Origin of the sequence: Citrobacter sp. Cpo045 (assembly GCF_030332875.1) — a bacterium.
Lineage (GTDB): Bacteria > Pseudomonadota > Gammaproteobacteria > Enterobacterales > Enterobacteriaceae > Citrobacter > Citrobacter portucalensis.
In genome coordinates this window covers 406,697-432,780 of sequence record NZ_JAOWGZ010000103.1, presented here as the reverse complement: position 1 = coordinate 432,780, position 26,084 = coordinate 406,697, and the positions used below count along the sequence as shown (strand labels likewise).

Genomic DNA, 26,084 nt, shown 5'->3' with positions numbered 1-26,084 from the left:
TGACTGCGGGATGTACACAATGAGACAGAAGAGCTATGCGACAGCTTCTGCTTCAATGACAGGCACGATGACACTGGCATGATTGCCTTTTGGCCCCTGGTGGACATCAAACTGGACAGACTGTCCGGCTTTTAGCGTTCTGTAACCATCCATCTGAATGGTGGAGTAATGGGCGAAAATATCTTCGCCGCCGCCTTCGGGGCAAATGAAACCAAACCCTTTGGCGTTGTTGAACCACTTAACAGTACCCGTTTCCATACTTCGACATCCTTCGTAAATCTTATATAAGTAAGATGGAATGAACCGGTGGCGGAGTGGGGGCTGTTCAAAACCTCGCCAACTCTCGAGACTACAATTTAGAGAAATCAGGCGGGGCGTCAAGCGCCATGCAGACGGAATAGGGTAAAAATGCATCAAAATTTGAAGCAGTTAACGCTATTGTCGGTTATGTGACAGATGTCGCGGATGGCACTAATAGATGATAGTTATCTAATACTTGAGGTAGATTGATTGTGCGCATAGGCTGCTTGTCAGCGGCAAGATTTTCTGCCGGAAACCGTAACTGAAGATGACGACTGACAATGGGTAAGACGAACGACTGGCTGGATTTCGATCTGCTGGCGGAAGACAAATTGCGCGACGCGCTAAAACCGCCATCTATGTATAAAGTGATATTAGTCAATGATGATTACACTCCGATGGAGTTTGTTATTGACGTGTTACAAAAATTCTTTTCTTATGATGTAGAACGTGCAACGCAACTGATGCTTGCAGTTCACTATCAAGGCAAAGCTATCTGCGGTGTGTTCACTGCCGAAGTGGCTGAAACCAAAGTAGCGATGGTGAACAAATATGCGAGGGAGAACGAGCATCCGTTGCTGTGTACGCTGGAAAAAGCCTGAATGCAGGCATAAACATTGGGGGAGGTGCCTATGCTCAATCAAGAACTGGAACTCAGTTTAAACATGGCTTTCGCCAGAGCGCGCGAGCACCGACATGAGTTTATGACCGTCGAGCACTTGTTACTGGCGTTGCTCAGTAACCCATCGGCCCGCGAAGCGCTGGAAGCGTGTTCTGTGGATCTGGTGGCGCTCCGTCAGGAACTCGAAGCCTTCATTGAACAGACCACACCTGTATTGCCTGCCAGTGAGGAAGAACGCGACACGCAGCCAACGTTGAGTTTTCAGCGTGTACTGCAACGCGCGGTCTTTCATGTTCAGTCCTCCGGGCGTAATGAAGTTACCGGCGCAAATGTGCTGGTCGCTATCTTCAGCGAGCAGGAATCTCAGGCGGCTTATCTGCTGCGTAAGCATGAAGTGAGCCGCCTTGATGTGGTGAATTTTATTTCTCATGGCACGCGCAAAGACGAACCCAGTCAGTCTTCTGACTCTGGGAATCAGCCAAATAACGAAGAGCAAGCTGGCGGGGAGGACCGTATGGAAAACTTCACGACTAACCTTAACCAGCTTGCCCGAGTGGGTGGAATTGATCCGCTCATTGGCCGGGACAAAGAGCTGGAGCGCGCCATTCAGGTACTGTGCCGTCGCAGAAAAAACAACCCGCTGCTGGTGGGAGAGTCTGGTGTCGGTAAAACCGCCATTGCTGAAGGCCTCGCCTGGCGTATCGTCCAGGGTGATGTGCCTGAAATCATGGCTGATTGCACCCTTTACTCCCTGGATATCGGCTCGCTGTTGGCTGGCACCAAATATCGCGGTGATTTTGAAAAACGCTTTAAGGCGCTGCTGAAACAGCTGGAACAGGATACTAACAGCATTCTGTTTATCGATGAGATCCACACCATTATCGGTGCGGGTGCGGCATCGGGCGGCCAGGTGGATGCGGCTAACCTGATCAAGCCGCTGCTCTCCAGCGGTAAGATCCGTGTGATAGGGTCCACAACCTATCAGGAATTCAGCAATATCTTTGAAAAAGATCGTGCCTTAGCGCGCCGTTTCCAGAAAATCGATGTCACTGAGCCATCGGTAGAAGAGACCGTGCAGATAATCAACGGTCTGAAGCCGAAATACGAAGCGCACCATGACGTCCGCTATACCGCCAAAGCGGTGCGTGCAGCGGTTGAACTGGCGGTGAAATACATTAACGATCGTCATCTGCCGGATAAAGCGATTGACGTGATCGATGAGGCGGGCGCGCGTGCGCGTCTGATGCCGGTCAGCAAGCGCAAGAAAACCGTCAACGTGGCGGATATCGAGTCCGTTGTGGCCCGCATTGCGCGGATCCCGGAGAAGAGCGTTTCGCAGAGCGATCGCGACACGCTGAAAAACCTGGGTAACCGTCTGAAAATGCTGGTATTCGGACAGGATAAAGCCATTGAGGCGCTGACTGAAGCGATCAAAATGAGCCGTGCCGGTCTGGGACACGAGCATAAACCGGTCGGTTCGTTCCTGTTTGCCGGACCAACTGGCGTCGGTAAGACCGAAGTCACGGTGCAGTTGTCCAAAGCGCTGGGTATTGAACTGCTGCGTTTTGATATGTCCGAATATATGGAACGCCACACCGTCAGCCGCCTGATTGGTGCGCCTCCGGGGTATGTTGGTTTCGACCAGGGCGGTTTGCTGACCGATGCTGTTATTAAGCATCCGCATGCCGTACTGCTGCTGGATGAAATCGAAAAAGCGCACCCGGATGTCTTTAACCTGCTGCTGCAAGTGATGGATAACGGCACGCTGACCGACAATAACGGGCGTAAAGCGGATTTCCGCAACGTGGTGCTGGTCATGACCACCAACGCCGGTGTGCGTGAAACTGAGCGTAAATCGATTGGGTTGATTCATCAGGACAACAGTACTGATGCAATGGGCGAAATCAAAAAAGTGTTTACGCCGGAATTCCGTAACCGCCTCGACAACATTATCTGGTTCGATCATCTCTCTACCGAGGTGATTCATCAGGTTGTTGATAAGTTTATCGTCGAGCTTCAGGTTCAGCTGGATCAGAAAGGTGTCTCTCTGGAAGTGAGCCAGGAAGCACGTGACTGGCTGGCAGAGAAGGGCTATGACCGCGCAATGGGCGCACGTCCAATGACGCGTGTGGTCCAGGATAACCTGAAGAAACCATTGGCTAACGAACTGTTGTTTGGTTCGCTGGTGGATGGTGGCCAGGTGACCGTTGCGCTGGATAAAGAGAAAAATGAGCTGACCTATGGCTTCCAGAGTGCGCAAAAGCACAAGCCAGAAGCCGCACATTAATCTTTAATCACCTAATCAGCCGGGCGTAATGCCCGGTTTTTTTTCGCCTGATAAAAGTGATTTGAAATGGGATATTCGGGGGAGTTTAAACGGCAGGCAAAAAATAAGCCTGCGTAAGGGAGATTACGCAGGCTAAGGAGGTGGTTCCTGGTACAGCTAGCATTTATGGGTTATGTTTTTCAGCGGAGGGGATAATACCCTTAATGAACGCAACGGTATGTGATCGATTTCTAAGAATCTTCCGAACGCTGAAAAATAACCGTAATTAACTACTTAGCATGCGGGTTGCGCGTGGACTCACCGGTAAAATTACGCATCAACAATGCATAATTCAGATCGATATCCTCTGGTACTGGCATCCACACGGTGTAACCATCGCCCGGCGCAACCGGCATGGCTTCACCTTTCGCGTTTTCCATCTGTTCGAGGGTAAAGTTAATGTTGCCCTGTGGGGTCATCAGCTCCAGGCTGTCGCCGATGGTGAATTTGTTTTTCACCAGTACGGCTGCCAGTTCACCTTTACGTTCGCCGGTAAACTCGCCGACAAACTGCTGACGCTCGGAAACAGAGAAGCCGTATTGGTAGTTCTGATAGTCGTCATGCGTATGGCGGCGCAGGAACCCTTCGGTGTAACCACGATGCGCCAGACCTTCCAGCGTTTCGAGCAGTTGCGGGTCGAACGGTTTACCGGCTGCGGCATCATCAATGGCTTTACGATAGACCTGCGCGGTACGTGCACAGTAATAGTATGACTTGGTGCGGCCTTCGATCTTCAGGGAATGCACGCCCATCTGCGTCAGGCGTTCAACGTGGGCTATGGCACGCAAATCCTTTGAGTTCATGATGTAAGTGCCATGTTCGTCTTCGAACGCGGTCATATACTCACCCGGACGCTGGGCTTCTTCAATCATAAAGACTTTGTCTGTCGGTGCGCCGATACCCAGCGTAGGCTCAACGTTTTGTACCGGGATAGGCTCGTACTTATGTACGATATTGCCCACCACGTCTTCTTTGCCTTCCTGCACGTTGTATTCCCAGCGGCAGGCATTGGTGCAGGTACCCTGGTTAGGGTCACGCTTGTTGATATAGCCAGAAAGCAGGCAACGGCCGGAGTAGGCCATACACAGCGCGCCGTGAACGAAGATCTCAAGCTCCATATCCGGCACCTGGGTGCGGATCTCTTCGATTTCTTCCAGCGACAGCTCGCGGGAGAGGATCACGCGGGTCAGCCCCATCTGCTTCCAGAATTTCACCGTCGCCCAGTTTACGGCGTTAGCCTGTACTGAAAGGTGAATGTCCATGTCAGGGAAGTTTTCGCGCACCAGCATAATCAGACCAGGGTCTGACATGATCAGTGCATCCGGTCCCATTTCCACCACCGGTTTCAGATCACGAATGAAGGTCTTCAGCTTGGCATTGTGTGGGGCAATGTTAACCACCACATAGAATTTTTTACCCAGTTCATGGGCTTCATTAATGCCGAGCTGCAGGTTTTCGTGGTTGAATTCGTTGTTGCGTACGCGCAGTGAGTAACGCGGTTGGCCCGCATACACAGCGTCTGCGCCATAGGCGAAAGCGTAACGCATGTTTTTCAGCGTTCCCGCCGGGGAAAGGAGTTCCGGTTTAAACATAATTTTCTCGTTCTGATGACAGGTCAGACTCGCCTCACTCAATGAGGCGGTTAGGGGAGTGCCCCCATATTAAGGGCGGGCATTGTAGCGCTGCGAGGAAGTCAGGTAAAGAAAAACGCCGGGCGACAGCGTTGTGTTACCCGGCTGGGCGAGTAATTATCAGGTCTTATCTTTTATCGTCTGACTGACACCATTGGTCTTAACTGAAGCAATACCGGTCTCGCGTGACTGTTCATTCGCATACAGTTGACTGCTACCAATAATCTGGTGGTTTGCAGCTTTCAGGTTGAAATGTAATTTGCCATTAGACGCTGTTTTTTTCTCATAACGCTCATCCAGAGGGCTGTTAGCCTGGACAGATGCGATCCCTTTTTCTGCAGCGCCTTTTGTAGTGTAAAGCTCACTGGTAAGGATTATTTCCCCGTTCCCAGCTTTAAGAACAAAGCGGTACTGATCATCGCTACTCTTACTTAATTCAAACCAACCAGCCATATGAACTCCTTGATTAAAAGTTTTATATCAAACAGTTATTGACGACAGTATTGTCAGAAAGAGTATGAGCGATATTTGGAGAGTTGCTAGTTACCAGGGCTCACGGAGCAGCGGAGCCCTGAAGGGCAGGAGAGTTTAAGCAATTCGGCAGGCGTCGGCTTCCCAGCGATACCCCACGCCATAGACCGCGCGGATAAACGACTGCTCGGCATCCAGCGACTCCAGCTTGCGTCGCAGGTTCTTAATATGGCTGTCGATGGTGCGGTCGGTAACGACGCGGTAATCGTCATAGAGATGATTGAGCAACTGTTCACGGGAGAACACTTTTCCCGGCTCATGTGACAACGTTTTAAGTAAGCGGAATTCGGCGGGCGTTAAATCGAGCATCTTCCCACGCCAGGAGGCCTGAAAACGGCCTTCATCGACGATAAGCGGGCTGTCTGCATCCATTTGTTGCAGTTCGCGCTGCGGTTTGCAGCGGCGTAGAATTGTTTTCACGCGCGCGACAACTTCACGCGGGCTGTAAGGTTTACAAATATAATCATCAGCACCGATCTCCAGCCCCAGCAGGCGATCAATCTCTTCGATTTTAGCGGTTACCATCATGATGGGGACTTCTGAGAAGCGGCGGATTTCCCGACACAGAGTCAGACCGTCGGTACCGGGCAGCATCAGATCCAACAAGATCAGATCGGGCGGCGTTTGGCGCACGTAAGGCAGAACCAGGTCGCCGTGGTTGATCAGCGTAGGGGCGTAGCTCGCTGCCCGCAGGTAGTCGATCAGCAGTTGCCCCAGCTTAGGCTCATCTTCCACGATCAGAATACGTGGTGTGTTTTCATCAATGGGTAACTCAGTCATACATCTCTCTGTAAATCGCGTTCCAGCGGTAACTCTACTGTAATGCTAACCCCACCAAAAGGCGAATGGGCGGCACGAATCAGACCATTATGCGCTTGTACGATATTGACGCAAATCGCCAGCCCCAACCCGGAACCTCCACTGGCGCGGTTGCGCGAGCCTTCGGTGCGATAAAATCGTTCAAACAGCTTCTGTAACTGCTCGTCACTTACGCCGGGAGCGGAATCTGCGAAGGTTAATAACACCATGCGTTCGCGTTGTTCGGCGCTGATATGCAACCCGCCACCGCTATCGGTGTAGCGCAGACTGTTTTCCAGCAGGTTGTTGAACAGCTGCATCAGACGATCCCTGTCACCAAATACCGTCATGCTGTCGGGGAGCGAAAGCTGTATGGTCAATCCACGGCTGGCGAAGCGTTCACGAAATGCGCCGCTTGCCACTTCCAATAGGGGGATGAGGTCCAGCGATGTTTTCTGGTAGGCCAGCGCGCCTTCATCTGACATGGAGAGCTGATGAAGGTCGTCAACCAGTTTGGTGAGCGTACCGACTTCAGCCTGCAACGAGGCAACGGAGTCAGGGGTAAACTGGCGGACACCATCCTGAATGGCCTCCAGTTCACCGCGCAACACCGCCAACGGCGTACGCAGTTCGTGAGAAATATCGGCCATAAAGTCACGACGCATCTGCTGGTTTTTTTCCAGTGTACTGGCGAGCTGGTTGAAGTCCTGCGCCAGCTTGCCCAGTTCATCCGTACTGGTTGGCGTAACGCGAGTGGTGAAATCGCCCGCTGCCAGTTTGTGCGTGCCTTCCACCAACCGCTTAACCGGGGCCAGCAGGCTGCGCGCCAGCGTAAACGTCGCCAGCGCTGCCAGGATCGTGGAGAGCGCAACGATAAGCCAACTGGATCGTCGTTGCTGCATGTCGAAATTGATATCCGTATTCCGCGTTAAGCGTTCCACAGGAGAGGCAATCACGGCGCCCACTTCGCTACCGTTAACGCGTATGGGATGGCGCATGCCGTCGCGAGGAACTGGGCCGCGCGGGCCGACAAGCACACGGGCGTTTTGGTCGACAACCCAAAACTGTGTACGCCAGCCGTGCGGCGGCATGCCTGGACCCGGTTTATCATCGTCGTTGTCGTGTTCAAAAGAGCGCAGGATCTGGAAAACAAAACGATCGTTATTGCGTAAGAATCGCCAGTTGCCGTGCTGCTCGTACTGCTCGCTTAATGCGTCGCTGAGCATTTGCAGCCGCTGCTCGTTGCCGTGCTTGATATAGTCAATAAAACCACGTTCGAAGCTAATGCGTACGGCCCAGTGCATGCTGATCAGCAACACAATGCAGGTGGCGAAAATCGCCAGAAACAGTTTGCCGGTGATACCGGGCCGCCAGAACTTCATCAGGTGCTCCTTTTGCGCCGTGAAATCACCGCGTTGGTTTGCGTGTCGTTCGGCACGCGGGCAAAAATAATGGCGGGCAGCGCAATAATGAAGGCGATGCACAGCCAGGTATACATAAAGACGGTATGCGTACTTCCGCTGTCGATGGCGATATGCTGTTGGCCGAACATGCCCAGCAGCAGGCCAGCGATGGTCACACCAATACTCATCGATAGCTGCATGATCATCGACAGCAGGCTGTTACCGCTGCTGGCCAGATCGTCAGGCAGATCTTTTAACGTAAGCGTGTTCATGGATGAAAAACGCGTTGAGTTGACCATTCCCTGTAAAAACAGCACGAAGGGCAGGGCGTAATACCAGCCCAGCAGTGCCGTGGTCATTAGCAACAGACTGACCAGCGACAGGCCAAGCGTAGTGGTAATCAGCACACGACGGTAACCAAAGCGGTTAACGACCTGCACCACAATGCGCTTCATGCCCATACTGCCCAGCACCATCGGGATCATCATCAGCCCGGCATGAAAAGGTGAAAAACCGAGGCCAATCTGTAAAAACACCGGTGTCATAAACGGCAACATGCCGCTGCCGATGCGTCCGGCAAAACTGCCGAACAGACCTAGCGAGAAGGTTGGTGTGCGAAACAGATTCAGGCTGAATAGCGCACGCGGATTACGATGGGCGTGTTTCAGATACAGCGCAATAGCCAATACCCCGCAGATAACCAGCGCCGTCAGCGTGATACTGGAGAGGCCGGTTCCTTTGCTGCCATCGAGCGCCAGCGTCAGTACCGCCATGCCGACCGCCAGCATCGCGAACCCAGAGAGGTCGAAACGTCGGGTTTGCATGGTGTAGTTGGGCATCAGCATTAACGTCGCTATTGCGCCGACAATGCCTACCGGAATGTTAATCAAAAATATCCAGTGCCAGGAGGCGTATTCAACCAGAATCCCGCCTAACGCTGGGCCCAGCAGCGGGCCGATTTGACCGGGTAAAGTGACAAACGTCATTGCCGCCATATATTGCTCACGCGGGACGATTTTCATCACCGTTAGCCTGCCGACCGGCACCATCATCGCGCCGCCAACGCCTTGTAAGACGCGCGCCATCACCAGCTCGTTGAGTGTGCTGGACCCGGCACAAAACAGCGAGCCAAGCGTAAACAGGATGATGGCGGTGAAGAAGATATTACGCACGCCAACTTTGTCCGCCAGCCATCCGCTGGCGGGCAGCATCACGGCAACAGTTAAAACATATGACACAATGACCATATGCATGTGTAACGGGCTTTCCCCGAGGCTTGCCGCCATCGAGGGAAGCGCGGTGTTAACGATGGTGGTATCCAGCGACTGCATAAAAAAGCCAAATGCCACAATCCAAAGTTGCCAGCGGGTGCTGTCGGGAAGTTCTGTCATAACTCTGCTACCGGTTTGCTGTTTTTACGCGAAAAACGCAGACGCAGACGGTCGAAAAAGAGATAGACCACGGGCGTGGTGTACAGCGTCAGGAGCTGACTCACGACCAGCCCACCGACAATGGTTATCCCCAAAGGCTGACGCAGTTCAGAGCCATCTCCTGCGGATAACACCAACGGCAACGCGCCAAACAACGCCGCCAGCGTGGTCATCATTATTGGGCGAAAGCGCAACAGGCAGGCCTGGAAAATAGCTTCTTCCGGCTGTAGTTTGCCGTTTCTCTGCGCTTCCAGCGCAAAATCGACCATCATGATGGCGTTTTTCTTCACAATGCCAATTAATAGCATGATCCCTATCAGGGCGATTAGGCTGAACGGGGCATTGAACAGTTCCAGCGCCAGCAACGCCCCGACGCCAGCCGAAGGTAGCGTGGAGAGAATGGTCAGCGGATGGACATAGCTTTCATACAGCATCCCCAGCACGATATAGACCGTGGCGATGGCGGCGATAATCAGGATCACCTGCGAATTCATGGTGTCCTGAAATACCTGTGCGGTACCGGCAAAGCTACCGCGAACCGTGGAAGGGACGCCGAGCTGGGTCATGGTTCTGTTGATGGCCTCTGTCGCTTCTGACAGTGAAGAACCTGTCGGCAGGTTAAACGACACGGTTGAGGCGGCAGACAAGCCCTGATGGTTCACAGACAGTGGCGCATTCGCCGGCTGCCATTTAGCAAAGTACGATAACGGGATCGCTTTACCGTCATTGTTGATGACGAACATTTTGTCCAGTGCGCTGATGTCCTGGGTGTAACGTCGATCGACCTCCATCACCACTTTGTACTGGTTCATCGGCTGATAGATGGTAGAGATCTGTCGTTGTCCGAAAGCATTATTCAACAGGCTGTTGGCGGCTGCCACGTCGATCCCCAGACGAGACATGGTGTCGCGATCGTAAATCAGATTCATCTCCGCGCCATTGTCCTGCTGATCGGAGTTGACGTCTGCCAGTTGGGGCAGGGCGGCAAGCGCCTTACGGATCTTCGGTTCCCACTCACGCAGCGCCGCGAGATCGTCGGACAGCAATGTGTATTGATAGCTGGCGTTGGCCTGGCGTCCACCAACGCGAATATCTTGCACCGCCATTAAAAACAGATTCGCACCTGGCTCTTTTGAAAGCGCGACGCGCAGGCGGTCGATCACCTGCTGAGCCGTTTCATGGCGCTCATCACGTGGCTTGAGGGTAATAAACATCATCCCGCTGTTGACCCGCGAACCACCGGTAAAACCGGTGACGTTATTCACCGCCGGGTCGTCGCGGATGATCTTCATAAAGTCCTGCAGTTTGCCGCGCATGGCCTGAAATGAGATGCTCTGGTCGGCCTGGATCCCACCCATCAATACACCCGTATCCTGCTCCGGGAAGAAGGTTTTGGGGATGGAAATATAAAGCCAGATATTCAGCGCGATGGTGCTAAGTAACACCACGCCTACCAGCCGCGTATGGCGTAGCACCCATTTAAGCGAGGTGCCGTAACTCTGTTGCAGTGCAACCAGCACACGACCAAAACCCCGCTTGCGAGACTGTTCGCGCGGGGTGCTGGATTTGAGCATCCAGCCGCACATCATTGGCGTTAATGTCAGCGACACCAGCAGCGAGATACCGATAGCAACCGACAGCGTGACAGCAAACTCACGCAGCAAGCGCCCAGGCAATCCGCCCATTAACAGCAGTGGCAGGAACACCGCCACCAGCGACAGACTCATGGAGAGCACGGTGAATCCCACTTCGCGCGTACCCTGTAACGCCGCCTGGAGCGGCTTCATTCCCGCTTCCAGGTGGCGGGCAATATTTTCCAGCACCACGATGGCGTCATCGACGACAAATCCCGTAGCAATGGTGAGCGCCATCAACGACAGGTTGTTCAGGCTGAATCCGCACAGATACATGGCGGCAAAGGTACCGATCAGCGAGACCGGAACAGCTACCGCGGGGATCAGCGTCGCGCGCCCGGAGCGCAGGAAAATAAAGACCACCAGGATAACCAGCGCCACGGAGATAATCAGCGTCTGTTCGACTTCTTCCAGCGAGGCGCGAATAGTCGGCGAGCGGTCCTGGGCGATTTGCAGATCGATAGCGGCCGGGACCAGCGTTTGTAGCTCCGGCAATTTGGCGCGAATGCTGTCTACCGTCTGAATAATATTGGCTTCCGGTAGCTTGCGGATCATCAGCAGAATGGCCGGTTTGGCATTGGTCATCCCCGCGTTGCGTACGTCCTGCACCGAGTCGGTTACAGACGCAACGTCGCCCAGTCGTACCGCCGCGCCGTTATTGTAGTGGATGATAATCGGCTGGTATTCGGCGGCGGTTTTCAGCTCATCGTTGGTTTGGACCTGCCAGCGGTGGGTATCATTCTCGATAGCGCCCTGCGGCTTACGCACGTTGGCGTTGTCAATTGCGCTACGCACGTCATCCAGCGACACACCCTGGTTAAACAGCGCCTGCGGATTAAGCCCTACACGCACCGCAGGCAGAGAGCTGCCTCCAACGTCCACGTCGCCCACGCCGTCGATTTGTGCGATGGTCTGCGCCAGTTGTGTTGATGCGAAATCGTACAATTCACCTTGCGAGTACGTGTCCGACGTTAGCGTCAGGATCATGATTGGCGCATCGGAAGGGTTGGCTTTGCGATACGTTGGTCGGCTCGGCATCCCGCTGGGTAGCAGACTTTGCGCGGCGTTAATTGCGGCCTGAACGTCCCGCGCCGCGCCATTGATGTCACGGTCGAATTTGAATTCGAGAATAATACGCGTACTGCCAAGTGAACTGCTCGAAGTCATTTCGTTCACGCCCGCAATGCGCCCCAGCGAGCGCTCCAGCGGAGTTGCGACCGAGGACGCCATCGTTTCGGGTGAGGCACCCGGTAACGATGCGCTGACCATGATCACCGGAAAATCCACCTGCGGTAGCGGAGCGACCGGCAGCAGACGAAATCCGAGTATGCCGCACAGGGTGATGGCTACCGAAATGAGAATGGTCGCCACCGGACGATGAATGAAAAGCGCGAAAAATTTCATTTACGCTTCCTCTTCCTGACGCGGGAAGCGGCTTTTCACGTACAACGACAGACGGTCAAACAGCAGATAAATCACCGGGGTGGTAAACAGGGTTAATACCTGACTCACCAGCAGCCCACCGACCATGCCAATACCTAATGGACGACGTAACTCTGCGCCCACGCCGGTACTCAACATCAGCGGCAACGCGCCGAGCAGTGCCGCCAGTGTAGTCATCAGGATCGGGCGAAAACGCAGCAGACAAGCCTGGAAAATGGCATCGCGTGGTGACATTCCCTGTTCGCGCTCCGCGGCAAGGGCAAAGTCGATCATCATGATGGCGTTTTTCTTGACGATACCGATGAGCAAAATAATGCCGATAATCGCGATGACGTCCAGTTCGCTCCCGGCAATCATTAACGCCAGGAGCGCCCCGACGCCCGCCGTCGGCAACGTGGAGAGAATAGTAATTGGGTGAATAAAGCTCTCATACAGCACGCCGAGGACGATATACATCGCGACAACCGCAGCCACAATCAACCAGATGGTATTTCCCAGCGCGGCCTGGAAGGCGAGCGTGCTGCCCTGGAACTGGGTGGTAATATTGGCGGGCAGGTTAAGCGTTTTTTCGGTATCCAGAATGGCCTGTACCGCATCACCCAGCGACCACTCGTCTGGCACGTTGAACGAGATGGTGGTGACCGGGAACTGATCGAGGTGGTTAATCGACAGCGGGGCAAAACGCTGTTCAACACTGGCGATCGCGCTGAGCGGTACTATGCCGCCGTCGCTACTGGTCAGACGAATTGTATCCAGTGCCGCAAGCCCTGGCGTATTGTTGGTGTCATGTTCTAACACCACGCGATACTGATTTGCCTGGGTGTAGATGGTTGAAATCAGTCGCTGGCCGAAGGCGTTGTACAGGGCGTTGTCGACATCTGACATGCTGATGCCCAAACGGCTGGCGCTGTCGCGATTGACGTTCACATACGCTACCAGCCCTTTGTCCTGCCAGTCGCTACTGACATCGGACAGTTGCGGTAGCTGATTTAGTTTTGCTATCAGCTGTGGAACCCAGGTGCTGAGGGCATCAAGGGATGTCGCTTGCAACGTGAACTGATATTGCGTCCGGCTGACCTGAGTATCAATCGTCAGGTCCTGAGTGGGCTGAAGATAAAGGTCAACGCCGGGAACTCTGTCAACCGCGTCCTGTAGGCGCGCAATCACTTTCTGCACCCGATCGTCGCGTTCATCCAGCGGCTTAAGGTTGATTTGTAAGCGCGCGCTGTTCAATGCCGTATTAGTGCCGTCCACACCGACAAAAGCGGTCAGGCTTTCTACCGCCGGATCTTTCAGAATGACATCTGAAACCTGACGCTGGCGCTGGGCCATGCTGGCAAATGAGCTGGACTGCGGTGCCTGTAGCGTGCCCTGGATAATGCCGTTATCCTGGATCGGAAAGAAGCCTTTGGGGATAAAGACCCATAGCATAACGCTCAGCGCCAGCGTGCCGAGCGCAACGCTCAGCGTGAGCCACGGATGGTTGAGCACTTTCGCCAGCCAGTGGCCGTACCCGGCAATAACGCGATCAAACATGCGCTCTGAGGCACGGGAGAAGCGGTTTTGCTTACGCAATGAGGCCTGATTCAGCATACGCGCGCACATCATCGGCGTAAGAGTGAGTGAGACAACGGCGGAAATCAGAATCGCCACGGCCAGCGTCACAGCGAACTCCCGGAATAATCGACCTACGATATCACCCATAAATAGCAGTGGGATCAGTACGGCGATCAGTGAAAATGTCAGAGAGATGATGGTAAAACCAATCTCGCCCGCGCCCTTCAGGGCAGCAGTCAGCGGTTTTTCGCCTTTTTCGATATAGCGTGAAATATTCTCGATAACCACGATAGCGTCATCCACCACAAAGCCTGTCGCGATGGTTAGCGCCATGAGGGTCAGGTTGTTGATGGAGAAATCAAGAAATACCATCACCGCGAAAGTACCGATTAACGATAACGGTACGGCGACTGCAGGAATAATAGTTGCCGGAATATTGCGCAAAAACAGGTAGATAATCATGACTACCAGCGCAATCGCCAGCATCAACTCAAATTGGGTATCCGCTACGGACGCACGAATATTGGTTGTACGATCGGAAAGTACGCTGACCTTAACCGATTTGGGCAGGCTCTCGGTGAGCTGCGGCAGCATCTGGCGGATACTGTCTGCCGTGGAGATGATGTTCGCGCCAGGCTGACGCTGAACATTCATCACTATAGCTTGTTGCTTATTGGCCCATGCGCCCAGCCAGCTGTTTTCGGCCCCTTGCTCAACGGTGGCAACATCGCCCAGACGAACCGGTGCCCCATTTTTATAGGCAACAATGAGCTGACGATATTCATCCGCGGACTGCATCTGGTCGTTGGCTGAAAGGGTAACGGCACGCGTTGGGCCATCAAGACTCCCTTTTGCCGAATTGACGTTGGCACCGGTAATGGCCGTACGGATGGTTTCGCTGGTCAGACCGAGTGCGGCAATGGCCTGAGCGTTAAGCTTCACGCGGACCGCCGGACGTTGCCCACCAGAAAGTGTTACCAGACCCACGCCGGAGACCTGAGAGATTTTCTGCGCGACGCGGGTTTCGACCATATCTTCCACCTGCGTCATCGGCATGGCGCTGGATGTGACCGCCAGCGTCATGATCGGTGGATCTGCCGGGTTTACCTTGCTGTAGACCGGGGGGTTAGGGAGATCGCTGGGTAATAAATTGGTGGCGGCGTTAATCGCGGCCTGAACTTCCTGCTCGGCAACATCCAACGGGAGCGTCAGTTGAAACTGTAACGTAACGACCGATGCGCCACCGGAGCTTTGTGATGACATCTGTTTTAAGCCAGACATCTGTCCAAACTGACGTTCAAGCGGTGCGGTGACCGCCGAGGTCATGACGTCCGGGCTGGCGCCAGGGTAGAGCGTAACGACCTGAATCGTGGGGTAATCCACTTCAGGTAAGGCGGCGATTGGCAGGATGCGATAACCGATAATTCCGGCAAGCAAAATCGCGACCATCAGCAGCGTGGTGGCGACGGGGCGCAGAATAAACAGGCGCGATGGTCCGCCTGTGTTGTCCGGAGGTAACACCTGCATCAGGAGTTAGCTCCTTTTTTGCCGTATCCGCGTGGCGCTGTTTTCTCGTCCTGAACAGAGGCGTCGTGCGCCTCAACGACTTCGACTTTTGCGCCTTCCGTCAGACGGTCAATCCCGTCGGTCACGACCCGATCGCCCGCAGAAAGCCCGGCGGCAATCACCACTTTTTGGCTATCCTGAATACCCGGTTTAACCAGGTGTTTGCTCACTTTGTTATCGCTGTTCAGTACCCAGACAAAGTGGCCTTCGTTACCCATTTGCAGGGCGGCAGTTGGGATCACAACAGCATTTTGTTGTGTGTCGACCAGCATGCGGGCGTTAACGAACTGGTTAGGGAATAAAGCATCATCCTGATTGTTAAAACGAGCCTTAACTTTGATTGTTCCGGTGGTGGCATCAATTTGATTGTCGAGGCTGAGCAGAACTCCTTCGCTCAGCTTTTGCGAATTGGTTCGGTCCCAGGCTTCGACCTTCAGCGGGCTCCCCGATTTTTGTGCCTGCAATACGGTAGCAATGTCGTTTTCCGGCAACGTAAATATCAGGTCGATAGGATGCGTTTGCGTAATGACGACAATTCCGGTGGTATCGCCGCTGGAAATCTGGTTACCGACATCGACCTGTTTCAGGCCGACACGACCATCGACAGGCGCGGTTATCCGGCTCCAGTCGAGTTGCAACTGAGCGCTGGCGACACTGGCTTCATCCGCTTTGATTGTGCCTAACGTCTCATTGACCAGCGCCTGCTGGGCATCCAGCTCCTGACGGGAGACCAGATTGGTTTTAACCAACTGTTGATAGCGGGCAAGATCGCGACGGGCATTCGCCAGCGTGGCTTTATCTTTTGCCAGTTGTCCCTGCGCCTGAGCCAGAGCAACTTTGAACTGGCTGGGATCTATCTCTGCCAGCAGGTCACCGGCTTTAACCTGTTGTCCTTCCTCAAAGTGTAAGGCGATGAGTTGACCATCCACCCGACTACGCACCGTGGCGGTATTTGCGGCAGTAACGGTCCCCAGCCCTGTCAGATAGCGTGGCACGGCTTCCTCGGTGGCGGTGGCAGCCTGCACGGGAGCCAACGGTCCGGAGCGCATTCCACGCCGTCCTGACCCCGCCGTGTGCTGCGCGGGTTTGGTCGCGCCCGGTGCGGTTCCCTGGGATGCGCTGCGGCTTTGCCAGAACCAGATGGCGGCGACGGCGGCCACGACGATCACGATTGCTATCACCCAGCGGGATTTATTACTGCCTTTCATTGTTATGAGTTTCTCATCCTGAAACGATTCGCGGAATGATACTAGTTTAGCCAGTGAACAAGGGAGAAAAATGGAGGAATTATGAAACACTGTCGGGATTCGTCTGAATGCTGACGCGGCTTTGCGAGGCGTTACGCAACAATCGGTGGTGAAGATAGCGAATATGCAATTGTGCGATAGAGTGCTGACAAGGCAAAAAGGAGGAAAGCCAGAGATTTCAGCAGGACGCTGGAACGGGAAAGCCCCTCCCGAGGAAGGGGCCAAAATAAGGAAAGGGTTATGATGAAGCAGGTCATCATACTGGTGATACTCTTAGTCATTAGCTTCGCGGCTTACTAAGACACCAGGGGGAGGGGAAACCCTCCCTAACCCTCACTCCTGAAAATAAGCCACAGCAAGGATGATGTCAATACGCACACTTTTCAGCATGCGAGCGGCTTAGCGGAAAACAACGTCAGCCCAGCGGGCCAGTCCGGCGGTGACAGAACCGAAGTCATCGCCACCCGCGATAGGGATCCCGGGAAGCTGCTGGGCGAGGGCTTTTTTAATCAGCGGCGAACGCGCGCTGCCGCCGGTCAGATAAATCACGTCCGGTTTTTCCTGTGCGTTGTCCAGCGCCAGCTGGACCTGCTCGAGAATACGCGCCAGGGGCTGATTGAGCGCAGCTTCCAGTCCGTGTTGATTGATATCGGTTGCCAGCGTGTCGCTGATAAACGGTATCGCCGCCGTTACAATAGTCTGGTCGGAAAGTGCGATTTTGCTCTCTTCTGCACTGCGCACCAGGCGATAGCTCAGACGCTCGCGCCAGACTTTAAGCAGCAGAGCGACTTTATCGGCTTCTCTCGCGTCGCGGACAAGATCGTTGAGCAGTCGACCGTTGGCGCTGCTATAGAAATCACTTTGCGCGGGAACGTCGTTGATTGCGACCGCGTTCCACCACGGGAGAATCGGTAAGGCGATACCTTTTTCTGTCTCACCGCCCATACCTAGCAGTGGCATCAGGTGTTTAAACGCCAGCGCGATATCCAGATCGTTCCCGCCTACGCGGCAGCCACTGTGTCCCAGCAGGCTGTTTTCGCGATCGGCACGCTGATGCCATTGCGGCCCCATCAGCAGCAGTGAACAGTCGGTCGTACCCCCGCCGATATCCACCACCAACACGCGTTTTTCTTCCTGCAGCGTCGCTTCGTAATCCAGTCCCGCCGCTACCGGCTCGTACTGGAAGACGACATCCTGAAAACCGGCGCGTTTGGCCGCACGTTCAAGAATACCCTGCGCCTGGGTGTTGGCGTCATCGCCACCTAATCCCTGGAAGTTGATGGGCCGACCAATCACGGCCTGAGTGATAGCTTCCGGCAGCTGGCTTTGCGCCTGGTTGCGAATGTGCAGCATCATTGCACAGACCAGATCTTCAAACAGCGCAATCTGCTGCGGCTTCAGACCGCTGGCGCCCAAAAATGATTTTGGCGATTTAACGAAGTACACCTCTTCCGGGTCTTCAATATACTGACCCAGCGATGCCAGACCGAACTGTACGCTGTTGGCGTTAACGTCGATGTCTTCTTCGCGGTTGTAGCGCATCGCACGGCGAAGCAGCGCCTGCGTTTCATCGTCCGTAGTTGGGATGTCGTGATGGCGATACAGCCACTCGCTAACCGCTTCGCGCGTTGGTGCGCACAGCATTGAGGGTAGCAGCGTGCTGTTATTTTCCATTTTGAGCAGGTGGGGCTGCCCATCACGCATAACGGCCACTGAACAGTTTGCCGTACCGTAGTCAAAACCAATAAACACCGTAAAAATCCCCATGCCAGTGAAGAAGGGGCGTGACTTTAACGAATAGTTGACGCCCCGACAACTGGAATATGAAAGCAAGGCGTACTGATTGAATACCGTTTATGCTGTAGGTTTGCGTAAAAAGGAAAACTGAATGTTCACGCTGAGCTGGCAACCACCTTATGACTGGCCCTGGATGCTGGGATTTCTTGCCGCCCGTGCGGTTGAAGGTGTCGAAACCGTAGAGGAACTGAGCTATGTCAGAAGCCTGTGCGTAGGGGGGCATCGTGGTCTGGTGCGCGTTGTCCCGGATCTGCACGCCAACGTGCTACACGTGACATTGAGCACAGGGTTACAGCCGGTAGCTTCCGAGTGCCTGGCAAAAATAACGCGCTTGTTCGATCTTGGCTGTTGCCCGCAGCAAATTATCGCCGCGCTGGGTAGCCTCGGTGCGGCGCGTCCGGGACTGCGCCTGCCGGGATGTGTCGATGCGTTTGAGCAAGGGGTACGGGCGATTTTAGGGCAGTTAGTCAGCGTATTGATGGCCGCTAAACTGACGGCGAAAGTGGCGCACGCTTACGGGGAAGCGCTGGAGGATGCGCCCGAGTATGTGTGTTTTCCCTCGCCAGAAGCGCTTGCCAATGCCGATCCGCTACGCCTGAAAGCGCTAGGAATGCCGCTCAAACGCGCTGAAGCGTTGATCCACCTGGCTCATGCAACCCTTGAAGGAACGCTCGCGACAATAGCCCCTGCCGATATCGAACAAGGCGTTAAGCAGCTACAAACGTTTCCCGGGATAGGGCGCTGGACCGCCAACTATTTCGCGCTACGTGGTTGGCAGGCGAAGGACGTTTTTCTGCCGGATGATTATCTGATTAAACAGCGTTTTCCCGGCATGACACCGGCCCAGATCCGACGGTATGCAGAGCGCTGGAAACCCTGGCGCTCCTATGCGCTGTTACATATTTGGTATACGGATGGCTGGCAACCGTCAGTTGATGGCGAAATTACTGGTATTCAGTAGCAGATCCAGCGGTTGGGCATCGGCAATAATATCGCCATAAATCATATCAACACCGATGCCAGAAAGCGTATCCATGATGAGTGGCAACTGCACCGGCCCGGCGATAGTTTTTATGTCCAGACGCTGGGCATGACCCTGGATAATGGACACCCACATTTCGTCGATCAGGTTGCCGGGAGCGCTGGCACTTAGCTCGCTGTCGAGCAACAGGTAATCGACAATGCGATATTTCAGGTTGTCAAAGAGCTCTAAATCGCGACCAACCTGACTTAATACAATTCGACAGCCGTACTGGCGCAGCCGATGCAGGGCGGATACCGCCTGCGTTGGGTTGGTTTTGATGACGCTTGCCGGAACGGTCAGATGCAGCAATCGCGGCGGTAGTGGACTGCGTTGCAAGTGCTCCAGCAGCTCATCGATAAGTTCTGTGTTGAGCAGGCCGACGGCGGAAAGGGGCAGGGCAATACTGAGGCCCTTACTGGCTACTGCTTGGGCAGAGTTCTGGAAGAACTCGCTAAATACCCGACGGTCAAGCGCCTTGCTTAACGCGGGATCGACCAGCCCGGCGCGGAAGGCTTGCTCCTCAATGACTTCACCCTCAGCGGTGCCTAAGCGAAGCGAAATAATCCAGAAGCTAAACGTCTCCGGTATACGCGGGGAAGCCACACCTCTGGCGATCATCAGCATTGGGTTGTTCATAATGGTGTGTCTTTGCTCATCCAATGTCAGTTGACTACGCGCGGCATGACCCTGGCTTTGCTGCGGTTCATAAATGCAGACACGTCCACGCCCACTGTTTTTCGCCGCATAGCAGGCGATATCGGCCTGAGACATCACATCGGTCGCGACATGGTTTTTCTCATCAATCAGCGTAATTCCCGCACTGGCACCTATACGGTGTAAGCGGCCTTCCCACATAAAGTGGTAATTATTAATAGCACTGATGACGCGACCTGAGATAAAGCGGGCGCTTTCGATATTACAATCCGGTAGCAACAGACCAAACTCGTCGCCGCCCAGGCGTGCCAGCATATCGCTGGATCGCAACATGCTGAGCATAAGCGCTGAGAGTTCACGCAGCAGGGCATCGCCAGCGGCATGACCCGCGCTGTCGTTCACCGCTTTAAAACGATCCAAATCGATAAAAACCAACACATGGCGCTGGTGCGTGTCGTGTACCGAATGCAGCAATTGTTTTAGATGGTTTTCGAAGCTGACCCGGTTTGCCAACTGGGTCAGGTCATCATGCGAGGCGCTGTAGCTAAGCTGGCGGAGCATCTTCCGCGACTCTGTGACGTCCTGAATAACCAACACCGAGCCAATGCTGCCGCCGTCGAGGGTGCTGAGGGGCGTGATGCTGTACTGAATGTCATAACTGTTGCCGTTACGACAATGCAGGACCACTTCCTGTTCGATTGCCGTACGCGACATGTCAGCACTGTAGATATTTTCCATCAGCGGACCGTTCTCGCCAAAAGTAATATGTAGTACCGTCAATAGCGGAATGCCGATGGCACTGTCCTGCTGCCAGCCGCTCATTTTCTCAGCAACCGGATTCATAAAGGTCACGTTCATATCGACATCAATACAAATCACCGCTTCGCCGATTGAATCCAGCGTAATGTGAAGGCGCTCTTTTTCCTGAAACAGCGCTTCGTTAAGCTGCTTGACTTCGGTCATATCCATATTGATACCAAGTAAGCGTTCAACTTCACCGTCTTTATTCAGTACCCGGTTGGCCAACGAGCGGATATGGCGTATGCCATCTTTTACCGCGATACGAAACTCAAGCTTAAACGGAGCCCGTGCGGCCAGTGAATCACGAATCACATTTTCGGCGTACTCACGATCTTCGGGTACCACGCACTCATACCAGACTTGCCAACTGGGCTTGATATGCGCAGGAACTTCGTAGAGATCGAACATCCGTTTATCCCAGCTGATCACGTCAGGCTGGAGTTCCCATTCCCAGATCCCAATCCCCCCGGCTTCATTGGCGAGGGTAATGCGCTCCATCAACCGTTTGTTAATCCACTCGGTATGCTTCAGGTCGTTAATGTCCTCAACCTGCGCGATAAAATAGAGTGGGGTATTGTCGCTATGACGCACCAACGAAACGGCCAGCAACGCCCAGACGACGTCGCCCGAACGGGTGTAATAGCGTTTTTCCATGGAATAGCTATTAATCTCTCCGCGTGCCAGCATGTTCAACTGTTCAATGTCGTTGTTCAAATCTTCCGGCCAGGTTAATTGCTGGAAGGTCAGTGAACGTAACTCCTCCTGGCTATAGCCCAGAAACTGACACAAGGCTTTATTGGCCTGTAACCATTGCCCCTCGGTACCGACTAACGCCATGCCAATCGCGGAATATTCCATGGCGTTGCGAAACCGCGATTCGCTTTCAGAGATGTGCTTGCGTTCGGCTCGAAATGCGTACATCACCATGGTCATCATATTGGCGGGCAACAGGATCATCAAAAACGGTAGCCACGGTATGCTGGTCAATACGGTCAATTTAGGGGTGTAGAGCAGCGAAGGGTCGGCGGCCAGCATCAGCGAAACCATCATCACGGTGCTGAGGAATATTAAAAACGCCTCCATACGCGGCAGACGGACAGCGCTCCACATCAGCAGGACAATAACGCAGGTAAATGGCCATGGAATGTACATCATGGACAGCCAACTGAGCGTTAAGGTCACCAGCAGGGTAATCAGGGTCTCAAGCAATAATCGCGGGTCGCGATGGCGCAACAGGTAATGTGGTTTAAACAGTAAACCTAACGGCACCAACGCCAGTGCGCCAATGGATTCTGACAGTACCCAAATAAGAAAGGTATTTAACGACGTGTCCTTCGGCAGCAACAACCACATCAAAATGCCGCCCAACAGTGGCGGAACAACCGCGCTACCAAATGCCAGGCGCGCCCAGTCATTCAAATTTTGTAAGGGATTGTACCAGGGCAGCAGTTTACGCAATAACATTGCGCCAACAACAGCCTCAATAATGTTAATGACCGTATAGGAGAAATTAAGCGACTGTCCGGGGAAAAAAAGTAAAGAGGCGCCGATGCTACCGAATGAGCAAGCCAGCGCGATCCCAGGCCACATCTTTCCCGCGTGACGGTAAAAAGCCACCATCATGATAGAGGTTGGAAACCACAGAGGGGCAAGCTGTGCGCCGTAACGTGATAGTTCCAGCGAAAACAACGTAAAGATGAAAGCCACCAGACCTAAACTGGCCAGGCGCAGTAGAGGATGGGGTAAGGTAACTAAAACATGTTGGGATTGTTTACTCATTACCACTCTACCCAAATAGCCGTTGTCGCCCAGCAGAGATGCCGGACGCATCACATTTAATCTGGGATTATGCTAGTACAAACAATTTACAATTTATACGCCAGCTGCTCATAAATTAACACTCCCAAGCTATTAATTCCTAAGGCAGGTGAATAAATATAGCGGCTGTTCTAAATCTGACCATTTTAATTTGCGACAGGGACAGCATTGGTGCAGCCTGGGGTGGCATCGCGCCGCTGAAATCCCTATAATTGCCGCGTTTGGCGTTTCGGCGCCGCCCTTCCTTACATCCAGGTTAATCAGGTCGCTAAATTTATGACTGATCAGTCCCATCAGTGCGTCATTATCGGCATTGCCGGCGCATCGGCTTCCGGCAAGAGCCTTATTGCCAGTACTCTTTATCGCGAATTGCGTGAACAAGTCGGTGACGAACATATTGGCGTTATTCCCGAAGACAGCTATTACAAAGATCAAAGCCATCTGTCGATGGAAGAACGTGTAAAAACCAACTACGACCATCCGAACGCGATGGACCACAGCCTGCTGTTTCAACATCTGCAAACGCTGAAACGCGGCTCTGCCATTGAGCTGCCGGTTTATAGCTATGTTGAGCACACGCGTACGCAAGACACTATTCATATCGAACCGAAGAAAGTCATTATCCTGGAAGGCATTTTGCTGCTGACGGATGCGCGTTTGCGCGATGAGATGAACTTTTCTATTTTTGTTGATACGCCGCTGGATATTTGTCTGATGCGCCGTATCAAGCGGGATGTGAATGAACGTGGTCGTTCAATGGATTCGGTGATGGCGCAATACCAGAAAACCGTCCGTCCAATGTTCCTGCAATTTATTGAGCCTTCAAAGCAATACGCCGACATCATTGTGCCGCGCGGGGGTAAAAACCGCATCGCCATCGATATTCTGAAGGCTAAAATCAGTCAGTTCTTTGAATAAGTTCAGCGAATTGTGTACCGTTCAGTGATAACCTGGTTCACCCTTAACGCACCTGGCATTAAGGGTTTGAAGCACGAAAGGAGAAAGTGCCATGCGTTTATGTGACCGAGATATTGAAGCCTGGTTGGATGAAGGTCGCCTGTCGATCACTCCACGCCCTCCTGTCGAGCGAATCAATGGCGCCACGGTAGATGTGCGTCTTGGCAACAAATTCCGTACGTTCCGCGGTCATACGGCGGCGTATATCGATTTGAGCGGACCGAAAGATGAAGTCAGCGCCGCGCTGGATCGCGTGATGAGTGATGAAATCGTCCTCAAGGACGGCGAGGCATTCTTCTTGCATCCGGGTGAGCTTGCGCTGGCAGTAACATTCGAATCCGTGACGCTGCCTTCCGATCTCGTCGGTTGGTTAGATGGCCGTTCATCTCTGGCGCGTCTGGGACTGATGGTACACGTCACCGCACACCGTATCGATCCGGGCTGGTCTGGCTGTATCGTACTGGAGTTTTACAACTCCGGAAAATTACCGCTGGCTCTGCGTCCGGGCATGCCGATTGGCGCGCTAAGTTTCGAACCGCTTTCCGGTCCGGCAGCGCGACCATACAACCGTCGTCAGGATGCGAAGTATCGCGACCAGCAGGGCGCCGTTGCCAGCCGGATCGATAAAGACTGAGTGTTTTTCAGTCCATTGGGGATAGCATGAGACGATTTCTGACGACGCTGATGATTCTTCTGGTCGTGCTGGTGGCCGGCTTTTCTGCGTTAGTACTGTTGGTGAATCCGAATGATTTCCGCGCGTATATGGTCAAGCAGGTTGCCGCACGTAGCGGGTATCAGCTGCAGTTGGATGGCCCCCTGCGTTGGCACGTATGGCCGCAACTGAGTATCCTCTCAGGGCGAGTGGTGTTAACGGCTGAAGGTGCCAGCGAACCTCTGGTTCGTGCCGACAATATGCGTCTTGACGTTGCGTTATGGCCGCTGTTGAGCCACCAGCTCAGCGTGAAGCAGGTGATGCTCAAAGGCGCAGTGATTCAACTGACCCCGCAAACTGAGGCGGTGCGCGGTAAAGATGCGCCCGTTGCCCCAAAAGACAATATGTTGCCCGATCTGGCGGAAGACAAAGGGTGGTCGTTTGATATCGCCCGTTTGCGGGTTGCCGACAGTGTTCTGGTATTCCAGCATGAAGACGACGAACAAGTTACCGTTCGTGATATTCGTCTGGAGATGGAACAAGATAGCCAGCACCGCGGTACGTTTGATTTTTCCGGGCGTGTGAACCGCGATCAGCGCGATCTCGCGTTATCCTTTAACGGCACGGTCGATGCCTCCGATTATCCGCACAACTTATCTGCGAATATCGAGCAGTTAAGCTGGCAATTGCAGGGGGCCGATCTGCCGCCCCAGGGGATCAACGGTCAGGGACATCTTCAGGCGCAATGGCTGGAAGAGAAAAAACAGCTTTCGTTTAGCCAGATAAATTTGACTGCTAATGACTCTTCGTTCTCCGGGCAAGCGCACGTATCCTTGTTGGAAAAACCGGAATGGGCCGTCGACTTAAAATTTGGTCAGCTCAATCTGGATAACCTGCTCGTACAGCATGACGCAGCGGCGACAGCAAAAGGTGACGTTCAGCAAGGTCAGAGTCAGTCAACGCTGGCGCGCCCCGTCATTGCTTCCCAGGTTGATGCCGTTTCGTATCAGGGACTCAAGGGTTTTTCGGCCGACATCGCTTTGCAGGCTGACAAAGTGCTGTGGCGGAAAATGGCGTTTGAGAATGTTTCGGCAAAAATAGACAACCAGTTCGGCTTACTGAACATTGCGCAGTTGCAGGGAAAAAGTGATGGCGGGCTGATCTCACTGCCCGGCACGCTGGATGCCAGAAAGGGAGAACCGCGAGCGGTCTTTCATCCGCGCCTGGAAGGTGTGGAAATTGGCACGATTCTGAAGGCCTTTGATTACCCCATCGCACTCACCGGCAAGCTGTCGCTGGCGGGAGATTTTTCCGGCTCAGATATTGATGCCCAGGCGTTTCGCCATAGCTGGCAAGGGCAGGCCCATGTCGAAATGAAAGATACGCGAATGGAAGGGATGAACTTCCAGCAGATGATTCAACAGGCTGTAGAACGCAGCGGTGGGGATGTTAAATCTCAGCAAAACCTCGATAACGTGACCCGGTTGGATCATTTTGTAACCGATATGACGCTGGATAACGGTGAGGTGACGCTGGATAACATGGCAGGGGAGTCCGCGATGTTGGCGCTAACCGGCAAAGGAACGTTAGATCTGGTGAAGCAGAATTGCGACACGCTGTTTAACATTCGCGTGCTGGGCGGTTGGGATGGCGAAAGTAAGTTGATTAGTTTCCTGAAGGCCACCCCGGTTCCTCTCAGGGTCTATGGCCAGTGGCAATCACTGAACTACAGTCTGCAAGTTGATCAGCTTTTGCGTAAGCATCTGCAGGATGAAGCAAAACGTCGTCTGAATGACTGGGCAGATCGCAATAAAGATTCCCGCAACGGCAAAGATGTTAAAAAGTTGCTGGATAAGCTCTGATTCATATTGCCGGATGGTGGCTAATGCCCCA

At 53.7% G+C, this 26,084-nt stretch carries 18 protein-coding genes; 7 read left to right on the top strand and 11 right to left on the bottom strand.

All coding sequences use genetic code 11. The features are described 5' to 3' along the window. Positions 1 to 33 precede the first annotated feature (33 nt). The gene (gene cspD / locus OGY13_RS18095; RefSeq protein ID WP_003036813.1) at positions 34 to 258 is read right to left on the bottom strand and encodes a cold shock-like protein CspD; all 225 of its coding nucleotides are present in this window, start codon (positions 256 to 258) and stop codon (positions 34 to 36) included. 323 nt (positions 259 to 581) lie between these two features. On the opposite strand from cspD, the gene clpS reads away from it, so the two are divergent. Next, positions 582 to 902, top strand: coding sequence for an ATP-dependent Clp protease adapter ClpS (clpS, locus tag OGY13_RS18090; protein ID WP_003036810.1), 321 nt, complete (start codon positions 582 to 584; stop codon positions 900 to 902). 30 nt (positions 903 to 932) lie between these two features. Further along, positions 933 to 3,209: an ATP-dependent Clp protease ATP-binding subunit ClpA gene (gene clpA / locus OGY13_RS18085; protein WP_003036804.1), complete on the top strand. Its 2,277-nt coding sequence runs from the start codon at positions 933 to 935 to the stop codon at positions 3,207 to 3,209. Between the two features lie 269 nt (positions 3,210 to 3,478). Here clpA and trhP read toward each other — a convergent pair whose 3' ends face one another. From trhP to OGY13_RS18045, 8 genes are all read right to left on the bottom strand, one after another. Further along, positions 3,479 to 4,840 carry a prephenate-dependent tRNA uridine(34) hydroxylase TrhP gene (gene trhP, locus OGY13_RS18080; RefSeq protein ID WP_213752587.1) on the bottom strand — a complete coding sequence of 454 codons (1,362 nt, stop codon included), beginning with the start codon at positions 4,838 to 4,840 and terminating at the stop codon, positions 3,479 to 3,481. A gap of 159 nt (positions 4,841 to 4,999) precedes the next feature. Next, entirely contained in the window at positions 5,000 to 5,332 is a 333-nt protein-coding gene (locus OGY13_RS18075; protein ID WP_048224506.1) for a YegP family protein, read from the bottom strand. A gap of 135 nt (positions 5,333 to 5,467) precedes the next feature. Next, positions 5,468 to 6,190: an envelope stress response regulator BaeR gene (gene baeR, locus OGY13_RS18070; RefSeq protein WP_032943946.1), complete on the bottom strand. Its 723-nt coding sequence runs from the start codon at positions 6,188 to 6,190 to the stop codon at positions 5,468 to 5,470. After that, positions 6,187 to 7,590: an envelope stress sensor histidine kinase BaeS gene (gene baeS / locus OGY13_RS18065; RefSeq protein ID WP_003834277.1), complete on the bottom strand. Its 1,404-nt coding sequence runs from the start codon at positions 7,588 to 7,590 to the stop codon at positions 6,187 to 6,189. The genes baeR and baeS overlap by 4 nt, the downstream gene beginning before the upstream one ends. Continuing rightward, positions 7,590 to 9,002, bottom strand: a complete 1,413-nt coding sequence (locus OGY13_RS18060; RefSeq protein ID WP_204192613.1) for an MFS transporter — start codon at positions 9,000 to 9,002, stop codon at positions 7,590 to 7,592. The genes baeS and OGY13_RS18060 overlap by 1 nt, the downstream gene beginning before the upstream one ends. Further along, positions 8,999 to 12,079, bottom strand: a complete 3,081-nt coding sequence (gene mdtC / locus OGY13_RS18055) for a multidrug efflux RND transporter permease subunit MdtC (protein ID WP_213752588.1) — start codon at positions 12,077 to 12,079, stop codon at positions 8,999 to 9,001. The genes OGY13_RS18060 and mdtC overlap by 4 nt, the downstream gene beginning before the upstream one ends. Beyond that, the gene (locus tag OGY13_RS18050) at positions 12,080 to 15,202 is read right to left on the bottom strand and encodes an MdtB/MuxB family multidrug efflux RND transporter permease subunit (protein ID WP_213752589.1); all 3,123 of its coding nucleotides are present in this window, start codon (positions 15,200 to 15,202) and stop codon (positions 12,080 to 12,082) included. After that, entirely contained in the window at positions 15,202 to 16,449 is a 1,248-nt protein-coding gene (locus tag OGY13_RS18045) for an MdtA/MuxA family multidrug efflux RND transporter periplasmic adaptor subunit (protein ID WP_048215952.1), read from the bottom strand. The genes OGY13_RS18050 and OGY13_RS18045 overlap by 1 nt, the downstream gene beginning before the upstream one ends. A 279-nt stretch (positions 16,450 to 16,728) precedes the next feature. Between OGY13_RS18045 and OGY13_RS18040 the strand changes: the two genes are divergently transcribed. Continuing rightward, positions 16,729 to 16,788: a type I toxin-antitoxin system Ibs family toxin gene (locus OGY13_RS18040; protein WP_100280300.1), complete on the top strand. Its 60-nt coding sequence runs from the start codon at positions 16,729 to 16,731 to the stop codon at positions 16,786 to 16,788. A 99-nt stretch (positions 16,789 to 16,887) separates the two neighbouring features. On the opposite strand, the gene yegD is transcribed toward OGY13_RS18040, so the two are convergent. After that, complete coding sequence (yegD, locus tag OGY13_RS18035) at positions 16,888 to 18,240, bottom strand: molecular chaperone (protein WP_213752590.1); 1,353 nt, start codon at positions 18,238 to 18,240, stop codon at positions 16,888 to 16,890. 136 nt (positions 18,241 to 18,376) lie between these two features. On the opposite strand from yegD, the gene alkA reads away from it, so the two are divergent. After that, complete coding sequence (gene alkA / locus OGY13_RS18030) at positions 18,377 to 19,246, top strand: DNA-3-methyladenine glycosylase 2 (RefSeq protein WP_213752591.1); 870 nt, start codon at positions 18,377 to 18,379, stop codon at positions 19,244 to 19,246. On the opposite strand, the gene OGY13_RS18025 is transcribed toward alkA, so the two are convergent. After that, positions 19,214 to 22,543: a diguanylate cyclase gene (locus OGY13_RS18025; protein WP_213752592.1), complete on the bottom strand. Its 3,330-nt coding sequence runs from the start codon at positions 22,541 to 22,543 to the stop codon at positions 19,214 to 19,216. The genes alkA and OGY13_RS18025 overlap by 33 nt on opposite strands. A 315-nt stretch (positions 22,544 to 22,858) precedes the next feature. Here OGY13_RS18025 and udk point away from each other — a divergent pair, with 315 nt between their 5' ends. The 3 genes from udk to asmA all read left to right on the top strand — a co-directional run bounded on the left by udk (position 22,859) and on the right by asmA (position 26,053). Beyond that, positions 22,859 to 23,500 (top strand): uridine kinase, encoded by a 642-nt coding sequence (gene udk / locus OGY13_RS18020; RefSeq protein ID WP_003036776.1) that lies wholly within the window; start codon positions 22,859 to 22,861, stop codon positions 23,498 to 23,500. Positions 23,501 to 23,591: 91 nt separating this feature from the next. Next, positions 23,592 to 24,173 carry a dCTP deaminase gene (dcd, locus tag OGY13_RS18015; protein WP_003834269.1) on the top strand — a complete coding sequence of 194 codons (582 nt, stop codon included), beginning with the start codon at positions 23,592 to 23,594 and terminating at the stop codon, positions 24,171 to 24,173. A gap of 26 nt (positions 24,174 to 24,199) precedes the next feature. Continuing rightward, on the top strand, positions 24,200 to 26,053 hold the full coding sequence (gene asmA, locus OGY13_RS18010; RefSeq protein ID WP_213752593.1) for an outer membrane assembly protein AsmA: 1,854 nt from the start codon (positions 24,200 to 24,202) through the stop codon (positions 26,051 to 26,053). Positions 26,054 to 26,084: the final 31 nt, after the last annotated feature.

What these genes read in the sequence shown, in the direction of transcription:
- clpA (WP_003036804.1), top strand. Translation starts at nt 933, where the DNA reads ATGCTCAATCAAGAACTGGAACTCAGTTTAAACATGGCTTTCGCCAGA.
- baeR (WP_032943946.1), bottom strand. Translation starts at nt 6,190, where the DNA reads ATGACTGAGTTACCCATTGATGAAAACACACCACGTATTCTGATCGTG.
- dcd (WP_003834269.1), top strand. Translation starts at nt 23,592, where the DNA reads ATGCGTTTATGTGACCGAGATATTGAAGCCTGGTTGGATGAAGGTCGC.
- mdtC (WP_213752588.1), bottom strand. Translation starts at nt 12,079, where the DNA reads ATGAAATTTTTCGCGCTTTTCATTCATCGTCCGGTGGCGACCATTCTC.
- alkA (WP_213752591.1), top strand. Translation starts at nt 18,377, where the DNA reads ATGTTCACGCTGAGCTGGCAACCACCTTATGACTGGCCCTGGATGCTG.
- OGY13_RS18060 (WP_204192613.1), bottom strand. Translation starts at nt 9,002, where the DNA reads ATGACAGAACTTCCCGACAGCACCCGCTGGCAACTTTGGATTGTGGCA.
- clpS (WP_003036810.1), top strand. Translation starts at nt 582, where the DNA reads ATGGGTAAGACGAACGACTGGCTGGATTTCGATCTGCTGGCGGAAGAC.
- OGY13_RS18045 (WP_048215952.1), bottom strand. Translation starts at nt 16,449, where the DNA reads ATGAAAGGCAGTAATAAATCCCGCTGGGTGATAGCAATCGTGATCGTC.
- OGY13_RS18025 (WP_213752592.1), bottom strand. Translation starts at nt 22,543, where the DNA reads ATGAGTAAACAATCCCAACATGTTTTAGTTACCTTACCCCATCCTCTA.
- OGY13_RS18050 (WP_213752589.1), bottom strand. Translation starts at nt 15,202, where the DNA reads ATGCAGGTGTTACCTCCGGACAACACAGGCGGACCATCGCGCCTGTTT.
- udk (WP_003036776.1), top strand. Translation starts at nt 22,859, where the DNA reads ATGACTGATCAGTCCCATCAGTGCGTCATTATCGGCATTGCCGGCGCA.
- asmA (WP_213752593.1), top strand. Translation starts at nt 24,200, where the DNA reads ATGAGACGATTTCTGACGACGCTGATGATTCTTCTGGTCGTGCTGGTG.
- trhP (WP_213752587.1), bottom strand. Translation starts at nt 4,840, where the DNA reads ATGTTTAAACCGGAACTCCTTTCCCCGGCGGGAACGCTGAAAAACATG.
- OGY13_RS18075 (WP_048224506.1), bottom strand. Translation starts at nt 5,332, where the DNA reads ATGGCTGGTTGGTTTGAATTAAGTAAGAGTAGCGATGATCAGTACCGC.
- baeS (WP_003834277.1), bottom strand. Translation starts at nt 7,590, where the DNA reads ATGAAGTTCTGGCGGCCCGGTATCACCGGCAAACTGTTTCTGGCGATT.
- cspD (WP_003036813.1), bottom strand. Translation starts at nt 258, where the DNA reads ATGGAAACGGGTACTGTTAAGTGGTTCAACAACGCCAAAGGGTTTGGT.